This is a genomic window from Paenibacillus gansuensis, from assembly GCF_042684925.1.
GTDB lineage: Bacteria > Bacillota > Bacilli > Paenibacillales > DY6 > Paenibacillus_N > Paenibacillus_N gansuensis.
The window spans coordinates 63,758-80,402 of sequence record NZ_JBHUME010000014.1; the positions used below are offsets into that span (position 1 = coordinate 63,758).

At 48.4% G+C, this 16,645-nt stretch carries 19 protein-coding genes; 13 read left to right on the top strand and 6 right to left on the bottom strand.

What is annotated here, in order from left to right; translation table 11 throughout:
* Positions 1 to 595: 595 nt before the first annotated feature.
* Complete coding sequence (locus tag ACFSUF_RS20640; RefSeq protein ID WP_377606118.1) at positions 596 to 1,828, top strand: hypothetical protein; 1,233 nt, start codon at positions 596 to 598, stop codon at positions 1,826 to 1,828.
* Between the two features lie 130 nt (positions 1,829 to 1,958).
* Here ACFSUF_RS20640 and ACFSUF_RS20645 read toward each other — a convergent pair whose 3' ends face one another.
* Positions 1,959 to 2,213: a GerAB/ArcD/ProY family transporter gene (locus ACFSUF_RS20645; RefSeq protein WP_377606256.1), complete on the bottom strand. Its 255-nt coding sequence runs from the start codon at positions 2,211 to 2,213 to the stop codon at positions 1,959 to 1,961.
* Between the two features lie 165 nt (positions 2,214 to 2,378).
* Complete coding sequence (locus ACFSUF_RS20650; protein ID WP_377606120.1) at positions 2,379 to 3,422, bottom strand: alpha/beta hydrolase; 1,044 nt, start codon at positions 3,420 to 3,422, stop codon at positions 2,379 to 2,381.
* 190 nt (positions 3,423 to 3,612) lie between these two features.
* Here ACFSUF_RS20650 and ACFSUF_RS20655 point away from each other — a divergent pair, with 190 nt between their 5' ends.
* From ACFSUF_RS20655 to ACFSUF_RS20665, 3 genes are all read left to right on the top strand, one after another.
* Positions 3,613 to 4,284 carry a Crp/Fnr family transcriptional regulator gene (locus ACFSUF_RS20655; protein ID WP_377606122.1) on the top strand — a complete coding sequence of 224 codons (672 nt, stop codon included), beginning with the start codon at positions 3,613 to 3,615 and terminating at the stop codon, positions 4,282 to 4,284.
* Between the two features lie 262 nt (positions 4,285 to 4,546).
* A complete protein-coding gene (locus ACFSUF_RS20660) occupies positions 4,547 to 5,680 on the top strand; it encodes a YbfB/YjiJ family MFS transporter (RefSeq protein WP_377606125.1) in 1,134 nt (377 codons plus the stop codon).
* Positions 5,681 to 5,794: 114 nt separating this feature from the next.
* Positions 5,795 to 5,986 carry an NIPSNAP family protein gene (locus ACFSUF_RS20665; protein ID WP_377606258.1) on the top strand — a complete coding sequence of 64 codons (192 nt, stop codon included), beginning with the start codon at positions 5,795 to 5,797 and terminating at the stop codon, positions 5,984 to 5,986.
* On the opposite strand, the gene ACFSUF_RS20670 is transcribed toward ACFSUF_RS20665, so the two are convergent.
* Positions 5,938 to 6,843 carry a LysR substrate-binding domain-containing protein gene (locus tag ACFSUF_RS20670; RefSeq protein ID WP_377606127.1) on the bottom strand — a complete coding sequence of 302 codons (906 nt, stop codon included), beginning with the start codon at positions 6,841 to 6,843 and terminating at the stop codon, positions 5,938 to 5,940. The two genes, ACFSUF_RS20665 and ACFSUF_RS20670, sit on opposite strands and share 49 nt — an antisense overlap.
* A gap of 228 nt (positions 6,844 to 7,071) precedes the next feature.
* On the opposite strand from ACFSUF_RS20670, the gene ACFSUF_RS20675 reads away from it, so the two are divergent.
* From ACFSUF_RS20675 to ACFSUF_RS20700, 6 genes are all read left to right on the top strand, one after another.
* On the top strand, positions 7,072 to 7,836 hold the full coding sequence (locus ACFSUF_RS20675; RefSeq protein WP_377606130.1) for an SDR family NAD(P)-dependent oxidoreductase: 765 nt from the start codon (positions 7,072 to 7,074) through the stop codon (positions 7,834 to 7,836).
* Between the two features lie 647 nt (positions 7,837 to 8,483).
* The gene (locus tag ACFSUF_RS20680; protein ID WP_377606133.1) at positions 8,484 to 9,257 is read left to right on the top strand and encodes an SDR family NAD(P)-dependent oxidoreductase; all 774 of its coding nucleotides are present in this window, start codon (positions 8,484 to 8,486) and stop codon (positions 9,255 to 9,257) included.
* A 77-nt stretch (positions 9,258 to 9,334) separates the two neighbouring features.
* Positions 9,335 to 10,156, top strand: coding sequence for an enoyl-CoA hydratase/isomerase family protein (locus tag ACFSUF_RS20685; protein WP_377606136.1), 822 nt, complete (start codon positions 9,335 to 9,337; stop codon positions 10,154 to 10,156).
* A 195-nt stretch (positions 10,157 to 10,351) separates the two neighbouring features.
* The gene (locus tag ACFSUF_RS20690) at positions 10,352 to 10,810 is read left to right on the top strand and encodes a GerAB/ArcD/ProY family transporter (protein ID WP_377606138.1); all 459 of its coding nucleotides are present in this window, start codon (positions 10,352 to 10,354) and stop codon (positions 10,808 to 10,810) included.
* The gene (locus ACFSUF_RS20695) at positions 10,810 to 11,019 is read left to right on the top strand and encodes a GerAB/ArcD/ProY family transporter (protein WP_377606140.1); all 210 of its coding nucleotides are present in this window, start codon (positions 10,810 to 10,812) and stop codon (positions 11,017 to 11,019) included. The genes ACFSUF_RS20690 and ACFSUF_RS20695 overlap by 1 nt, the downstream gene beginning before the upstream one ends.
* Positions 10,941 to 11,120, top strand: a complete 180-nt coding sequence (locus ACFSUF_RS20700) for a hypothetical protein (RefSeq protein ID WP_377606264.1) — start codon at positions 10,941 to 10,943, stop codon at positions 11,118 to 11,120. Before ACFSUF_RS20695 ends, ACFSUF_RS20700 begins: the two co-directional genes overlap by 79 nt.
* Positions 11,121 to 11,344: 224 nt before the next feature.
* Here the strand turns inward: ACFSUF_RS20700 and ACFSUF_RS20705 are convergent, their stop codons facing one another.
* Complete coding sequence (locus ACFSUF_RS20705; protein WP_377606260.1) at positions 11,345 to 11,557, bottom strand: SDR family oxidoreductase; 213 nt, start codon at positions 11,555 to 11,557, stop codon at positions 11,345 to 11,347.
* Between the two features lie 141 nt (positions 11,558 to 11,698).
* Between ACFSUF_RS20705 and ACFSUF_RS20710 the strand changes: the two genes are divergently transcribed.
* From ACFSUF_RS20710 to ACFSUF_RS20720, 3 genes are all read left to right on the top strand, one after another.
* Positions 11,699 to 12,058 carry a winged helix-turn-helix transcriptional regulator gene (locus tag ACFSUF_RS20710; RefSeq protein WP_377606142.1) on the top strand — a complete coding sequence of 120 codons (360 nt, stop codon included), beginning with the start codon at positions 11,699 to 11,701 and terminating at the stop codon, positions 12,056 to 12,058.
* 222 nt (positions 12,059 to 12,280) lie between these two features.
* Positions 12,281 to 12,955, top strand: a complete 675-nt coding sequence (locus ACFSUF_RS20715; RefSeq protein WP_377606144.1) for an FMN-dependent NADH-azoreductase — start codon at positions 12,281 to 12,283, stop codon at positions 12,953 to 12,955.
* Positions 12,956 to 13,236: 281 nt separating this feature from the next.
* Positions 13,237 to 14,325: a PdaC/SigV domain-containing protein gene (locus ACFSUF_RS20720; RefSeq protein ID WP_377606146.1), complete on the top strand. Its 1,089-nt coding sequence runs from the start codon at positions 13,237 to 13,239 to the stop codon at positions 14,323 to 14,325.
* Positions 14,326 to 14,383: 58 nt separating this feature from the next.
* Here the strand turns inward: ACFSUF_RS20720 and ACFSUF_RS20725 are convergent, their stop codons facing one another.
* Both ACFSUF_RS20725 and ACFSUF_RS20730 read right to left on the bottom strand, forming a co-directional pair.
* Complete coding sequence (locus ACFSUF_RS20725; RefSeq protein ID WP_377606148.1) at positions 14,384 to 15,466, bottom strand: lactonase family protein; 1,083 nt, start codon at positions 15,464 to 15,466, stop codon at positions 14,384 to 14,386.
* 193 nt (positions 15,467 to 15,659) lie between these two features.
* A complete protein-coding gene (locus ACFSUF_RS20730) occupies positions 15,660 to 16,631 on the bottom strand; it encodes a stalk domain-containing protein (RefSeq protein ID WP_377606150.1) in 972 nt (323 codons plus the stop codon).
* Between the last annotated feature and the right edge of the window lie 14 nt (positions 16,632 to 16,645).

The following is a 16,645-nucleotide window of genomic DNA, read 5'->3' on the forward strand; positions in this document are numbered from 1 at the left end:
CGAGGTTGTTCCAAGTATTGACTACTCCTTATTCTCTTATACTCAAAATGGGTGTGACTCGTAAGCATACTTGTCGTAATGCAAAGATTGGCAATAAATAAAAAAAGACCCAAATATGATTTGGGTTGATTAGGGAAGTATAAGTTGTCCTGAAACTAAAATATGTAATGATAACTGAAAAAGTGTGGGGTATTGGGGGTATCGATACAGGAAACAACACTCTACTTTCAACCCAATTTTCTAAAAATAGTTTTTAGTCTAGCCAATAGCCGGATATTTGTCCATGCCTAATGCAAACAACTCACGTACACTGAACCATCTATATAGGGAGGTGTCGTTGTTGAGTTGTCCGGATAAAAAGAAACAGTGTAAAAAGAAAACAGTAATTGTTTGTCCATCAAAGGAAGAAAGAAAGAAACGCCGTATTCGAGTTATTAAAAAGGCGCGAGAAACATGCCCCAATGAACACCCGGGATCTCATAGATCAACAGATCAGCATACGGATAAAAAGAAACGGTGTAAGAAGAAAACAGTAATTGTTTGCCCATCAAAAGGAAAAAGAAAGAAACGCTGTATTCGAGTTATTAAAAAAATAGTGCGGGTAACCTCACCTCCAGGACCAACAGGTCAAAAGTTACTTCAAGGACTTGGGGGGGCCATCGCGGAAGCTGGACCTCAAGGACTTGCAGGTGCACTTGGACCCCAAGGACTTGCAGGGCTTGCAGGAGCCATTGGCGAACTGGGCCCCGAAGGACTTGCTGGAGCTCTTGGACCGCAAGGGGGGGCAGGGCTTGCAGGAGCAATTGGTGCACTTGGACCCGAAGGACTCGCAGGTGCACTTGGACCCCAAGGACTTGCAGGGCTTGCGGGAGCCATTGGCGCAATCGGCCCTGAAGGACTTGCTGGAGCTCTTGGACCCCAAGGAGTTGCTGGACTTATAGGTGCAATCGGTCCGCTTGGACCCGAAGGAATTGCGGGAGCCTTGGGACCTCAAGGAATTGCGGGGCTTGCAGGAGCCATTGGCGCAGCAGGGCTTGCAGGACCGGCGGGACCGGCGGGACCGGCAGGACCGGAAGGGCCAGCAGGACCGGAAGGGCCGGCAGGACCGGAAGGGCCGGCAGGGGCGACGGGGGCAGCAGGACCGGCAGGAGAAACAGGGCCGGCAGGACCCGCAGGTCCAGCAGGAGCGACGGGGGCAGCAGGACCGGCAGGGCCAACAGGAGAAACAGGGCCCGCAGGAGAAACAGGGCCCGCAGGACCAACAGGACCTGGAGGTGGAGGATTAATTCCTTTTTCTACGGGCATCATCCTCAGTGGTGCCACTGTAGTATCTGCTGCTCCGATTCTAATGGGTTTTGGCAGTAGCACGGTTGAAGTTATTGACGCTTCCGGAGAATCAACAATGCCCCCCGAGGCAGGTGGTTTTGCTTTCCCAATTCCTTATGATGGTACCATTCAAGATTTACAAATAAGTGCAGATCTATTGGTTGCTTCCGGGGTTTCAATAAATACTCTTGGTCTTCAATATGATTTTACAGTATTCCGCGCACCGTCAAATCCTAACAATGGGATTGATCATGCTTCATCACCTTACGAGACAACTCCGCTGACTAGCTCGGTTAGATTCGGAGCTCCGAATACGGTCATTACACCTGGTAACCCAACCGGTTTCCGTACCGCAACGAATAGAAATGTTGGCGGAACATTAGTAGTATCTGAGGGTGATCGTATTGGCATTCGTGTAAGGACGCTTGCTAGTACTGATCCCTCTGCAGCTGATGTCACCCAACTCTCATTTAGCGCCAGTCTATCCTATACTCCTTCTTAAATAAGTTTTTGCATATAAATTCGAGAATTTGTTTTATGGTAGAGGGTATCTATAGTTTTGACATACGACGACAATCATTCACGGTTGTCGTTGTTTCCATGTTTGGTGAAGTTTTTACGGCGCATACTGCCTACAACGAACATAAGAAGTGGAATCCCCACCATGAAGATCGGAAAAATATAAGGTACCCACAGTTTTTCGGTATATTCCATGGTAATATACCGAGCCATTTTCCGAAAATGATCTCGGAAAACTGAACTAAGGTTTTATCCGGATACATCAAACTGATTTTTGCCATCAGGAGACCCACGCAAACTCCGATCAATCCGCCGGCTAACATGGAAATCCATCTGTCTTGTTTGGCTGCTTTGAGTGCCGGTCCGATCGGGTCTGAACTTGAACGGTCACATTATTCTTACTGTCAACGCAATCCGTATACACGTGGAAGTATAAGGTGAGTATAGTACTAGCAAGTAAGGTAATAGACAACAAAAAAAGATGAGGGAAGCCTCATCTTTTTGTTGTTTCGTTACGTGATTGGTGTGAAATTTTACTCTCTGCCAGCCTGGACGAATTTTTCAGCAATCTCTTCCGGTTCCTTATGGACTGTGGTCATATGGTCGCCACGGCCTTCAATGTAACGGAAGAACCCTAGACGTCCGGATTGTTTTGGATGCCACGAAAAGTCTTCATTTTGAGGAAGTACATTGTCTTCAGTAAGGTAGAGATAACTCTTTGGAATTTGCAGGCTGTAGAACTTTTTCAGATTCAACTTTTGAACCAAGGGACCAGCCGGTTCGGGAGAAATGTTTGCGTACATCGCTTTGGCTTCTTCCAGGCTGGCAGTGTTTGCGAAGGCTTCCCGGAACAACGGGAATGGAAGCATGATCGTCCCGTCTTTGGAATCCTCGGCCAATTTAGCGAACGATTGTTGGACAGGCGCAGGCAGCTGGTCGGCCAAGCTTTCGCCGTCCAAAGGAACGAAGGCGTCAAAGAATACAAGACGGCTGATGCGTTCCGGAATCTGCTCGCTTACTTTCGCAATGATCGTGCCGCCGAAGCTGTGGCCAAGCAATACGATGTTTGTCAAATTCTTTTTCTTAATGTAATCAGCAACGGCATTCGTCATTTGCTCGTGCGTTGCATTCTTCATATCTTTCAAGCTGCCATGGCCCGGATATTCCGGCACGTACACTGTATGACCTTGTTGGCGAAGCTCGGCCGCCGTTTCGTCAAAGAAGCTGGCATCTGCCCATGCACCGTGAACGAGAACAAAGGTTAGTTTCTTTTCCGACTTTTTGATTTTTTCTACCGCTGCCTTGATCGTCTCCGGAGCAACATAGCTATTGCCATTAGCGGATTTTTTCGCTTTAAAGGCATCTTGGCCGTCTATTTGAATATAGCCGGTTTTCGTATTATAGCCGATCCGAGGGGAAATGATCTTATACTTTTTGACCAGTGTTTCATGTACCGGAACCAGGGTTTCCTTCGAGCCTGCACTTGCAATATTCTGGTTGTTGACAAGCGTAGCACCAAGCAGGGTCACCGCGGCTAATCCTAGAACGATCATTTTTTTACCTTTTATTAAGTTCATGCTGTGTACCTCCTGAATGTTTTTGTTGAGCTCACAACTCCGATAGTAGCAAAAAGCAATATCGTTCCACCGTAACTTTGTCACCTATAATCCCGATTACTTATGTGACAACGTCACAGTAAACATGACATTGTAAGACTATGATGGAAAGAACTAATATCAAGAAAAGAGCAGGAGGAAGGATGTCACCATGGAGCAAATCTCACACGAACAAATTCAATACATTGTCTCACGGTTTCCCAGTTTGAAGGATATTTCGACGGAGGACTGGGGAATGGAGGGAATTACGGTCATGTCCATGCCTCCCGCCGAAGTCATTCATGAGGGACAAATTTTGGAACATGCGGCCCTGATTCTAGATGGAACAGTACGGATCTACAAGGTCGGAAAATCGGGCAGGGAAGTCACCTTGTACCGGGTCAATGACGGCGAATGCTGCCCACTAATGATGTCCAGCATATTGGGGGAGAGCGAGTATGAAGCGTCTGCAGCCATCGAAAAGCAAACAACGCTTCTGTTTCTTCCGATCGGGATTTTTCGGATATGGATGGACAAGTACAAGAACTTTCGCCAGTTTATATTCCAAATGTTCGCCAGGAGGATCATCATCATGTCCAACCTGCTGGATAACATCAATTTCAAATCGATTCGTTCGCGCATCGCAGAATATTTGTACGAGAGAACGTCGGAAAACTCGGATGCCATCGCAACGACACACGACACGATGTCCATCGAGCTTGGTACTGCAAGGGAAGTCATAAGCCGAGCCTTAAAGGGGATGGAAAACGAGGGTCTGCTGCAGCTTTCCAGGGGAAAGGTGACTCATATTCAGCGCAGCAGATTGAAACAATTGATCGAGTAACATCGTGATAAAGTTAGCGCAGACCCGGTTCAAATACCATGTTGAAGATTGGGAATGGAATGGGGCTGCGCTTCTTTTGATATGCTGCCTTCCTGCGCCGTTGTTAATAACACTTTGGCAATCAAATATCTATTGTTGAATCTCTTCCCCAAACTTTCCTATCTGAATTATTGATATCGATCATCATGATTCTATATTATACAAGATAACAGAAATCAGTGTATGATCTATAGGCGTCAAGAGCAGAGATAGGAGGTAACGCATGGGGAAGAATAAAGTTATTGTTTTGCTCGGAGGAATAGCCGCGTTAATGGTGGCGATGGGAATCGGAAGGTTCGCTTTTACCCCGATCCTGCCGCTGATGCTGGATCACGATCTGTTCTCCGCCGCGGGTGCCGGATATCTGGCTGCAAGCAATAATTTGGGTTATTTGATCGGGGCACTCGTACTGACGCTGATTCAGATAAAAAACCGATCGCAGCTGCTGCTGATCGGTTTACTCGTAAGCATGGCGACCACCTGGGGAATGGGTGAATCCTTCAACCTCGATGGCTGGCTGTCACTTCGGTTTCTGTCGGGCTTCGCCAGCGCGGTCGTGTTTGTCATCGCTTCCAGCATCGTATTGGAACGTCTATCGCAGCTCCAAGTAGGCGTCTATTATGGAGGTGTAGGCATGGGTATTCTGCTGGCCGGATTATCCGTTCCGCTGTTGGGAGATTGGATTCATGCGTGGAAGGGACTTGGCGTGATGAGTATGATCCTCAGTCTGGCGTCTTGGATGTCGTTGCGGGAGCCGCACACGGACCGGAACACGATAAATGTTCCTCCCAGTCATCATCCTTCGGCGCTGCGGAGGATCCTGATCTGGCTGATGGTTGCGTATGGCTTAGAAGGCTTGGGCTACGTGGTGACCGGTACCTATCTTGTAGACTTTGCCAAAACAATATTCAATATCCCGAATATTGCATCGCTCAGCTGGATCTTAGTCGGCATTGCCGCGGCACCATCGTGCGTTGCCTGGTCCATGCTTGCCTCCAAGTGGGGAAAGAAACGTATGTTGACCGTCGCGATGCTGCTTCAATCCATCGGCATTGTGATTGTACTTATTCCGTTCACCGCGACCCTTGTTGCCGGCGCGCTTCTGTTCGGCGCGACCTTCATGGGAATCACGACACTTTCCGTCGGTTATGCCAAGGGTCTGTATCCGCAAAATAACCGGAAAATCATTGGTCTGCTAACCACTTTCTTTGGCTTGGGGCAAATTTTCGGACCGCTCATTGCGGGTCTGTTAATTTCGGGAAACGGCGGCTACCACACCGCATTAGTCGGAGCTGCTGTCATCGTCTTCCTGGGCGCAGTCAGCTTGCCGCTCGGGATCGGGCGACGCACCGTTTAAGGCCCAGGCGAGATCCCCAGAAGCAGTAACTGACTCGGTGGGGACTTTCACGCCGAATGGGTGAGACAGGCTTTAGCCTGCGGGCAATTATGGAATAACTTCAAAATGGCATCCATGCTATACGAACTGCGCATATACCAAGTAGTGCCCGGCCGCATGCAAGCAATCTTGGATCAGTTTCGGGACGGTACGATCGGCATTTTTGCGAAACACAACATGAAAGTGACAAATTTTGCTTATATGTCCTTGTCTTTTTGTCAGGACAAGAACGGGCCAGCCCTCTGTGAGACCTCCCGCGCAATCTGACGTAGTTCCTGCAGCAACGGCGGTTGCTTTTCCTCCTTCCAAACCACCGCCACCTCAACGGTCAGGGGTGGGTCGATAAGTTGCCGGTAGGCGACTTCATCCGGTCGAACACGGCTGAGGCTGCTGGCAACCACCGTCACCCCTACCCCCGCCGCCACCAGGCCGATTATAGCCGACTCAGTGGCCGCCTCCTGGGTAATTCTGGGACTGAACCCAGCAAGGTGGCAAAGCGCAATAAAATCATCGAACAACTGGCGATTTGCACTGCGCGCAAACATCACAAAAGGTTCGTCAGCCAGTTCGTGTAGTGCAATATTCGCCCGATCGGCCAGGGGATGGCTTTTGGGGAGCGCAATCGCCACTGGTTCATGATCGATCGTTTCATACGCCAATCCAGACACCCTCGCGCCAGTGAACAACAAGATGCCGACGTCAACTTCTTCGCTGAAGATCTTGTGTTCCAATGCAGGCGAGGCAAGCTCATTCAGCACAACCTCGAACTGCGGGAAGCGTTCTCGAAACTGGCGCACGATGGGCGGCATGACGCTGTATAAGCTGTTACTGGTGTATCCAATGTGCAGTTTCCCGCCTTCGCCACGTGCGATTCTCTGTGCTACTTCCACACCACGGTCAATCCGGCCAAGCCCAACCCGCACGTCTGCCAGCAGTGCCTCACCTGCCGGCGTGAGTGCAACCGAACGGGTCGTGCGCTTGAACAATTCAACGCCTATCTCTTCCTCCAGCCGCTTGATCTGAAAGCTCAGTGGCTGCTGGGCAATGTGCAGCTGCTCGGCCGCCCGTCCGAAGTGTAAAGTCTCGGCTACCATTACAAAATAACGCAGTTGTCGCAGCTCCATGAGTTCCCTCCATAGTTCGGATCGTTTCAGTTTTAGAAATTATTATACATGAATTATATGATAATGTGTATTGATTAAGTGTTTAACAAGTGGTAATGGTAGGCGTATAGTACTTAGTACCGGGGCGGAGATTATAGCCACTGAGTAAGTCTCTGCAGGAAAGAATTCCACTTTGGCAGTCGATCAGTAGTCCCCCCGGACAAATTACGGACTGGGAGGATTCACACTATGGGAAAACTTGACAAGAAGATCGTGCTGGTCACAGGTACAGGAGGAGGTCTGGGGCGCGTCGCGGCGCAGGCCTTTGCGCGAGAAGGCGCAATGGTTGTCGGGTCTGACATCAATGTTAATGCCAACAACGAGACGGTTGAACTGGTACGCCGCTATGGCGGTGAGATGACTGGTGTCGCACCGATTGATCTTACGGACCCCGAACAAGCGCGGGAGATGGTTGAGCATGCTGTGGCTTCCTATGGAGGGCTTGATGTCGTCTACAACAACGCGGCTATACAATACTTCGGTCCGATGCCCGATTTCTCTATTGATGACTGGCGGAGGACCATAACTGGCGAACTCGACATTCCCTTCTTTGTATCGAAATTCGCATGGCCTCACCTGGTACAGCGCGGTGGCGGCGTCATCATCAACGTCGCGTCCATGGCAGGTCTGATTGCCGGAGAGACTCCTCCGATGGTCGGGCACAGCGCAGCGAAAGCTGGCGTTATCGCCATGACGCGACAATTCGCGCTTGAAGGTGCGCGCCATGGGATTCGTGCTGTGGCGATAAGTCCCGGGCCTTTCCTTACTCCGGCCAGCGATCGCGATCTCGGTGACAACCAGGAGGCTCGGGACGCGATAACTAAAAAGACGCTTCTCAAGCGTTTCGGTCAACCCGAGGAGCTCGTAGAGCTTGCGGTATTCCTCGCTTCTGACCGGGCGTCGTATATCACAGGTGCCAACTACGTCGTCGACGGCGGCGCGACGGCTTGGTAAAGAATCAGGAGTTGGGCAATTTGGCAATGCCCCATTATGATTCAAATAACTCGTGAGGGTGCACCACACATATCAAGAACGGTTGGTCAAAATAATTATTGACCGATCGTTCTTAATATATCCATTCAGGAGCTGATCGCACATATGGGGATTCATAAAGGGAGCATGTATGATACCTTTGGCGATAAGCAATCCTTGTATGTCAAAGCATTGAAACGCTATAGTGAAATGTTAGAGCAAATAAGCGTAGTATGGCTGAAACCCTTTCTGCCAAGTTTGTAACAGCAATCGGGCAGCGAGAAGAGTTTCCTAACGGCTGCTCCATAGTCAATACCGCGGTTGAGTTGGCCATAACATGATGCTGAGGCCAAAGATTGGGTTCACTTGGACTAGGCACGTACAGAACAGTTACTGCGTGATCTCATTATGGAAGGCCAGCAATCGGGGGAATTTTCCGAGCACCTCAATGCGGAATGGTTGTCTTATTATTTTAATAATGCATTAATCGGCCTGCGCGTTATGGTGAAGACAATAACGGACAAAGAAAAATTACGCCAAATTATTGAATTGAATATGTCGGTCTTGGAATGAATTGTTATTTTTGATTTGTTAATAATAAAATATATTAGGTAAAGGAGTAGGGAAATATGGGAAAACTTGATGGGAAAGTGGCTTTAATTACAGGGGGCAATAGCGGAATCGGTTTGGCAAGCGCAAAATTGTTTGTAATTGAAGGTGCGAAGGTCATTATAACAGGCCGGAATCTGACCACGTTGACATCGGCGGCAGAGGAGCTTGGCTCCGACGTCCTTGCGATTCAGGCGGATGCAGCCGATCCAGCAAGCATGGAAAATGCGGTGTCCGCAGCAATAGCAACCTTCGGAAGCCTTGACGTCGTATTCGCTAATGCCGGCATTGCAGCTCCTACACCTGTAGGGGGTACAGAGCTTTCAGTTTTTGAAGAAGTGCTTAAGGTTAACGTAACAGGAGTTTTTTTCACTGTGCAAGCCGCTCTGCCACACCTGAAGGAAGGAGCTTCGGTTATATTGACCGGCTCAACGCGTGCAACCGATGGCGCGCCGGAAAGATCCGCCTATGCGGCGAGTAAAGGAGCTATCAGCAGCATGGCTAGAGTGTTAGTTTCTGAGTTGTCGCCGCGGGGAATCCGTGTAAACACTCTGGTCCCAGGGGCAACGCATACACCAATTTGGAAACAGTCAACACCTGATGAAATAGCAAAACTGGAGGCTGCACATGCGCGTACGATTCCTCTTAGCCGTATGGGCTTTCCTGAGGAAGTTGCCAAAGTTGCCTTGTTCCTGGCTTCTGATGATTCTTCGTATGTACAGGGAGCAGAAATTGCCGTTGATGGGGGAGCAAGCGCATCTCCGTTGGGAGCACCAATATACCGTCAAGGTTAAGTATGGTTGAAGTTTTTATTCCTATTTTTGGACGATCGTTCTAGAAAAGAATTACACCAGTAAAAAGGAGATTAAACATGAATATGAATACTCAATTTACCGTAAATCGCAAGATGCCTGACTACTGGCGTATTACATTTCATAACCCACCGATCAATCTCGTAGATCCGGATTCCATTTTTGAGCTTCTAACGCTCATGGATCAAATCGAGACGGACCCCGATCTGAAGGTCGTTGTGTTCGACAGTGCAGATCCTGAGTATTTTATAGCGCACTATGACATGGCTCGAGCCGGTGAACAACAAAAAAGCCCGAAAGAAAGTGACCTGCCGCCATGGATTGATTTCACAACTCGTCTTTCCAATACATTGGTTGTAAGCATAGCTGAAATTCGTGGGCGTGCCCGGGGAATCGGCAGCGAGTTTGCACTTGCCTGTGATATGCGTTTCGCCAGTCAAGAAAGGGCAGTCTTCGGACAGCCTGAAGTGGCCGTTGGCGTCGTACCTGGAGGCGACGGCAATGAGATGTTATCCCGCTTGGCGGGTCGAGCGCGAGCCCTTGAGGTTATCCTGAGCGGTAATGACTACGATGCCCAAACGGCTGAACGCTATGGATGGATTAACAGAGCGATTCCTGACGTGGAATTAGATGGATTTGTGGAAGAGTTAGTTCGAAGAATATCGTCGTTTGACAGACAGACTTTAAGAGAAGCCAAGAGGCTCCTTAATCGTACTGGCATCCCGGACGCTTCAGAAATGCTGGAGTCTCGAACAGCCTTTATCTCCGGAGCCATGTCGAATAATACTCAAAAAAGATTGCCAAAGGTGTTTGCGCGAGGCCTTGGTCAACGAGGCGATTTCGAGCTTCATTTAGGCCATCGTGTAGGCAATTTAGAATAATAGCCATTTTCCGATGATCAATTTCATGATTGAGGTTGGTTGCCGCAGACTATGCTCGGTGGGAAAGGTTTGCTTTTAGCATGTTCATAAACGTATGCCGGTAACTGTAAAAGTAAATACCATTCTCCGGACGCCGGGCATATCGAACATCAGCCGAACAGCGGATAAACTGGAAGCAGAAAGGGAGTGAAAGCAATGGCGATTACCTGCAGGCAGCTGCTGTGGATGTTGACCAGCATGCAGGTCGTAATGACTGTTCTTTTGACTACTTCAGGCACTGTGGCCGCTTCCCATCAGGATGCCTGGGTTTCGGTATTGCTGGCAATCCTGCTTGGACTGGCTGTTGTGTATATCAATGTCCGCCTTAGCATGTGCCACCCTGGCCAAACGTTTATCCAGTTCGTCCGGCGTCTGTTAGGCAAGTGGATTGGGGGACTTGTCATTGTTGTCTACCTTCTGTATTGGTTCTGCATCTACATAGCGATAATCCGCCAGTTCAGCACGTTTATTATCGCAACCATCCTTCCGGAAACGCCTATTTCTATGGTCATGTTGCTTATGGCCGCTGGCGTATTATATCTCACTTTGTCGGGATTATCGGTGATAGGACGAATAAGCGAGCTGGTAGGGCCCGTTTTCCCTATCCTGCTCTGATGGTAGTCCGTTCCCTTTCCGTTGCAGGGATTATTGAAAGCCTCGATGCGATCGTCGTTGCACTGTGGATTATGAGTATTTTTATTAAACTCGCCTTGTATTTATTCGTATTGAGCTATGGAACGGCACAATGGACAACTTCGGAAAAGTGGAGACGCAATGCGCTGATTTTTACAGCCATGGCACTGCCACTGGCAATGCTGCGATGAAGGTGGCCGTACCTTACCTGTATCCCATCATTATGACAGGAATTCCCTTGCTTCTTTGGATGTTATCCATGCTGCGCAGCAGGAGGGAGGCTAGTAATTAAGTCTGGCACAAAATTGGGGAGCCCCTCATCCCCGTCAACATGAGAGATATCTTTCTCGGTTACGATGTGGCGTATGATGAATTACTCTGCGTAAACGAGCTTGGAACGGCGAAATGTCTCCGGGATGGAACCGGACAACTTTGTAGTTGTCCCGGTTCATCAGGAGGCACCTTCATTTTGATATTCGATTAGCATATTTCGTGTCTCTCATGTTAAGCCTATATTTAAGGACGTAAGCCGCCGGATACGAGAAGAACCCCGCCTGTCAGCCATCTCACATCGTCCGATGCGAGGAACGTGGCGACGAGACCAATATCCTCCGGTTGACCGAGCCGTCCTAGTGGAGTCCGATTGATAAGGTCAATAATGTACGGAGCCGCGTTCGTGTCCGCCCTCCGTTTCGGTACCGCCCGGATTAACGGAGTTGACGCGAATATGGCGAGGACCTAAATGCTCTTCCTTTCTGAAAAGCATTATTTCGTTACATGTGCTATTATAGGTACGAGTTTTTAGTTTGGGAAGACGACACTTTTAAGTGGCAAAGTCACTTTTTTGATACCAGGGAAGGAGCCACAAGAATGACCGCAAATCATTCACACGAGGACTGCGTAGTAGAGCCGGCGCTGGACGTGCTCTTCGGCAAATGGAAAGTTTCCATTCTCTACCTATTGTTTCAAGGCACCAAGCGATTCAGCGAGCTTCAAAAAAGCATTCCAGGCATTACGAAAAAAATGTTGATCTCGCATTTGCGAGATCTGGAGGAACAAGATGTCATTCTGCGCATCGTTTATCCCAGCGTTCCGCCGCGAGTGGAATATTCGCTTACCGAAACCGGACAAAGTCTGGGGCCGATCCTCGAGTTGATGCATCAATGGGGGATAAAACACGAGGAGCAACTTATGCGCAAACGGAGCAGTGAAGCTGTCACTCAGTCATAAGATAGGATACCTTGTTTCCATATAAGCTGTCTCGGCGCCGTAAAGGCGCATCGAGGCAGTTTTTTTTTGGCAGAGGTTACATAAAAGTAACTTAGTCTATGAAAATGTAACGTCTTCCTGCCGAACAGATTCGAACGTATACTTAACCCAGGCACTCTCTACAGTGTCCGAACAAAAAACTTAGCATGGGCGGAATGCTGGTAAGGCCTGCTTGAAGGCCGAATGCTTCAACCTCCGCCGAAAAACATTACACATCGGAGGCAAAACAACATGGCAAAAGTATTATTTGTAAAATCCAACGACCGCCCGTCTGACGTGGCGATCAGCAACCAAATGTATCATCAGTTTCTGACCGGCTACCAAGCGGCAAACCCTAACGATACGATCACGGAATTGGATCTGTTCGAGAAGAACCTTCCTTACTTCGGAAATGATATGTTATCGGGATTATATAAAGAATCCCAAGGCATCGATGCGACCGACAGAGAGAAAGTCGCCGCGGATACCGCCAACTACTATATGAATCAGTTCCTGGATTCGGATAAAATCGTATTTGCGTTCCCGCTATGGAATTTCACCGTTCCGGCGCCGTTAATCAACTATGTTTCGTATCTTTCACAGGTTGGAAAAACATTTAAATACACGGCGGAAGGCGTAGTCGGCCTGGTAGGCGACAAAAAAGTCGTACTGCTTACGGCGCGCGGCGGCGATTATTCGTCAGAGGCGATGCAAGCGATCGAAATGGCTTTAAACTACATGAAAGCTATCCTTCGATTTTGGGGGATCAACCAGCCTGAGGTCGTCGTCATCGAAGGCCATGCGCAATATCAAGATCGCGCTAAAGACATTATCGAGAACGGCTTGAAGAAAACAGCCGCTGCTGCCGCAACGTTCTAAACGGGACCCCTTCCGGGATTCGCGCAGCGCTAACGAAAATGCAGCCACTTATCAAGACGGATAAGGGGCTGCATTTTTACTTGAGGAGCTTGACCGTCGAAAACAATTTGGCCCGCCACAACGTCATGTATGTAAGAACGATTACGAGTGCTATATTCAAGTGTTGCTATGAAAAATTATGTTTATTTACGACCGCGACATTATTCACATTACAGAGAGTTGGTATATCTACTTCTCAATTTAATGTATGAGTGAACTTATGAAAGGGATGTTAGAGAAAAATGAAAACGAACAAGAAGAAAAATCAGCTGGCTGCGATTGCGATTACAGCAGCTTTACTGGCTTCTCCCAAGGCTTACTCCTTATCCGTCGATCACGCATCCGCAGCTCCTGCCGCAAAATATAAAATTATCGCGCAGCCTTTCGACATCGAAGGAAAGAAAACAAGTATTAATACGATTAATAAAGACGGCTCGACCTATATCGCCCTCCGGAATGTGAATACAGCTCTGCAGCTGTCCAGCAATTTTGATAAGGCTGCCCAACTTGTAATAGTATCGGGAAACGGCCGGACGATGAAAATTAACATGAAAACCAAAGCCATCACCCTTAATGGCCAATCTATTTTTGGACCTGAAGTTATCCTCCAGGACAACACGACGTATTTGCCGTTTCGCTTCCTATTGGAGATGATGGGCTACGAAGTGACGTATACGAATAGTACGAAGCAGGTCGGGGTCCGGGCGATAAAAGAAAACGATTTGCAAATTCAAGCTAGAAAGATCGGAACCGACGGGGACGGCAAGTCGCTTAGTGTCTACTATCCGGTGATTTCAGGATACGCAGTAGCGGACATTCAGAATAAAATTAACGCTTTCCTGAAGCAAGAGGCTGACAAGCACATCGCGGCAGGATCAAAAGAAATGGACCAGGTCGTGAAAGGGAATAATCAGCTATTGGCCGAAAATCCTAAGGCGGACGTTCGGCAGCCAAGATTAGAAGGCAGATTTACAGTTACGTATAACGAGAAAGGAAAACTGAGCATGTACGTCGACTATCATATTTACACGGGAGGAGCGCACGGATTGACGGCGCGGTTTCCATACACGTTTGATCTGTTGACGGGCGATTTGATTTCGCTTAAGAATGCCGCGGGTAATGACGATTATGTCTCCATCATTAATAGACATATCAAAGAACAAATTAAAAGCCGCGGTCTGGAATTGATAACTCCTTTTCACACGATCGAGGCGAACCGCGAATATTTCCTGAGCCATAACGGGGTGACCATCTATTTCACGCAATATGAATACACTAGCTACGCCAATGGCATGCCGGCGTTTATTGTTCCTTATTCGGAGTTCAAATAAAATACAAGGATATGAATTGCCGTGCTAATCGCGGCTGTTTCTTTCCCGACGCAGCTAATCAAAGGACGGCTAGACCTTGTGATCCAAAATACGGAGTAGTGGTCCAGGCAGCAATCTGCAAAATGGCTAGATTGCCTTCGTCCAGAATATGAAATACGGAGATGGTGCCCAGGTTACCGTTAAGGGCGTAGAGAAAACGTCCATCTTTAGAAACGCCTACATCCATAGGAAGGCCTGTTGGTACCCCTTCGGGCGTGCTGGCAACATTACGGAGGAATGTCAGTGCTCCGTTACGATCGATACGGTAAACGGCTATCGTGCCGCTCAAGGTATTGGGCGTGAAAGCGAATCGTTCATCCTTTGTCACGGCAACCCAACAAGTCGCTTTCTGACCGGTCGGCACGGAGCCGCTTATCACATTCAGACGTCCATTACGGTTCATGGAATAAGAAGATAGCGCGTTGGACTCTGCTTCTGTAACCAAAAGAACACCGGAAGATAAAAATAAAGAGCCAAAAGGCTGTATTCCGGAAGATTCGTTTAGGATAGGTCCTCTAACCGTGCCGTCTTGATTGACATGAAATACACTGATAAGATTCGTCGTGATCTCGGATACAAGGATTTTACTGCCGTCCGGATGGAACAGAACCTGCGATGGTACTGCATTAAATTGACTAAGAGAATGGGTGGAACCGGGGATAGCGGTAAGACGTCCGTTTGGATCGATCCGAAACCCTGAGATATTGGATCCATAATTATTCTCAAAATTCCCTGCGTTGGCAATATAGAGAAGATTCCCGAATACTGCAATGCTATTGGGTTGAACCCCTCCTGAAGGCTTAACATCGACGAGCATGGGTAATCCGTTATTAGTTAGGACGAAGCAACTGATACTATGACTGCCCGCATTAGCGGCAAAAAGAAAACGACCGTCGGGTGACAGCGTTAGTGCGCCCTGTGACGATAAGGGATCGATGCCTCCTCTGCTTGCGGCCACAGGGTTGATCCCCTTTATACCGGTCCCTTTTCCATTAGTCGGAAATATACCAGCAAAGGTCAGGGTTCCATTCAAGTTCCTGGAGAAAGCAACGACTTGGTTCATTACTTCCATATTGGTCATCATGTAAACCATGTTCGGCATGTAACAGTTCTCCTCCTCATTCACTAACGATGGCTTTATGTATTTCCCCGCCGCCATCGTTTCATTGTATTCATTCATGCCAGGGTTCATGAGGAAAACCCGCTTTATCTATATTGATTGCAGGGTTATGGTTATAAGTTATAAGAAGGGTACCGATCCCGTTAGGATTGAGTACCCTTCTTGTTATTGTGTTCTATTTTTTTCGAGTGAACGTTTGACCTGCTAACTCAAGGGTATCTCCGTTTACAACGAATTCGACCGTACTGTCAGACCTGTCCGCAATGATACGGATATGGGACGAGTCCATGATCAAGTAGTTCCCAACCGCCTGGCCCGCACGATAGAAAACGCCGTCTGCGGACAACTCCATTACCGTTCCTTTGCGTGATTCGGTCCAAGAGCCTATTACTTTAGATACGATATCCGCGCTTGCCGAAACGGCAGGGGAGAGGACTAACTCATATCCTCTCGCTGTCAAATGATCGATGATTGCCTTATAGCTTGCGTGATCCGGTGTACCTGCTCCAAACGGATTCTTCTTCGCGTCTCGCAGGACGTACACGTATTCACCTTTAGTTCCCAATACCGAGTCTTTGGCATCACGGTTATTCGCATTCCATTTTGCCTGATCAATGACCTCTACAGTAGCGAGAACACGTGCTTCAGGAGATGCTGGATCCTGAGGCAAGTATAGTATGTCGATCGCGCTAAGTGCGCCCGCAGACAATGCTCCGGATTTAATTCCGTCCGCGATCGATTCTGTTGGCCATACGGTCGGGCGGAGCTTGCCGCTAAACGACGATGGGATCTGCAGGGAGTAGCCGTATTTATCCAATATCAATTGCTCATCTGCTCGATACTCGAGAAACTCGCTTTTTGGAGTAAAATATGCCGTCTGAGAAGATCCTTCCCAATATACGTTGTAACCGAGTTGCCCGGCTACGCTGCGGACAGGCAAATAAGTGTGATTGTTATAAACAAGCGGTGTCAATGGCGAGCCGTCCTCATCTTTTAATTCGACTTGACTGCCGCCGACATTGACATGTACGGACGGATGTAAGAATGCCTTCACTTGGGTCCATTGCCCTGATGCGTATACACCAGCTGCGAGCCCTAACGTCATGGTTGCGGTTAACCCTGCAGTGATAACTGTTTTCTTCTTCATGGAAATTACCTCCG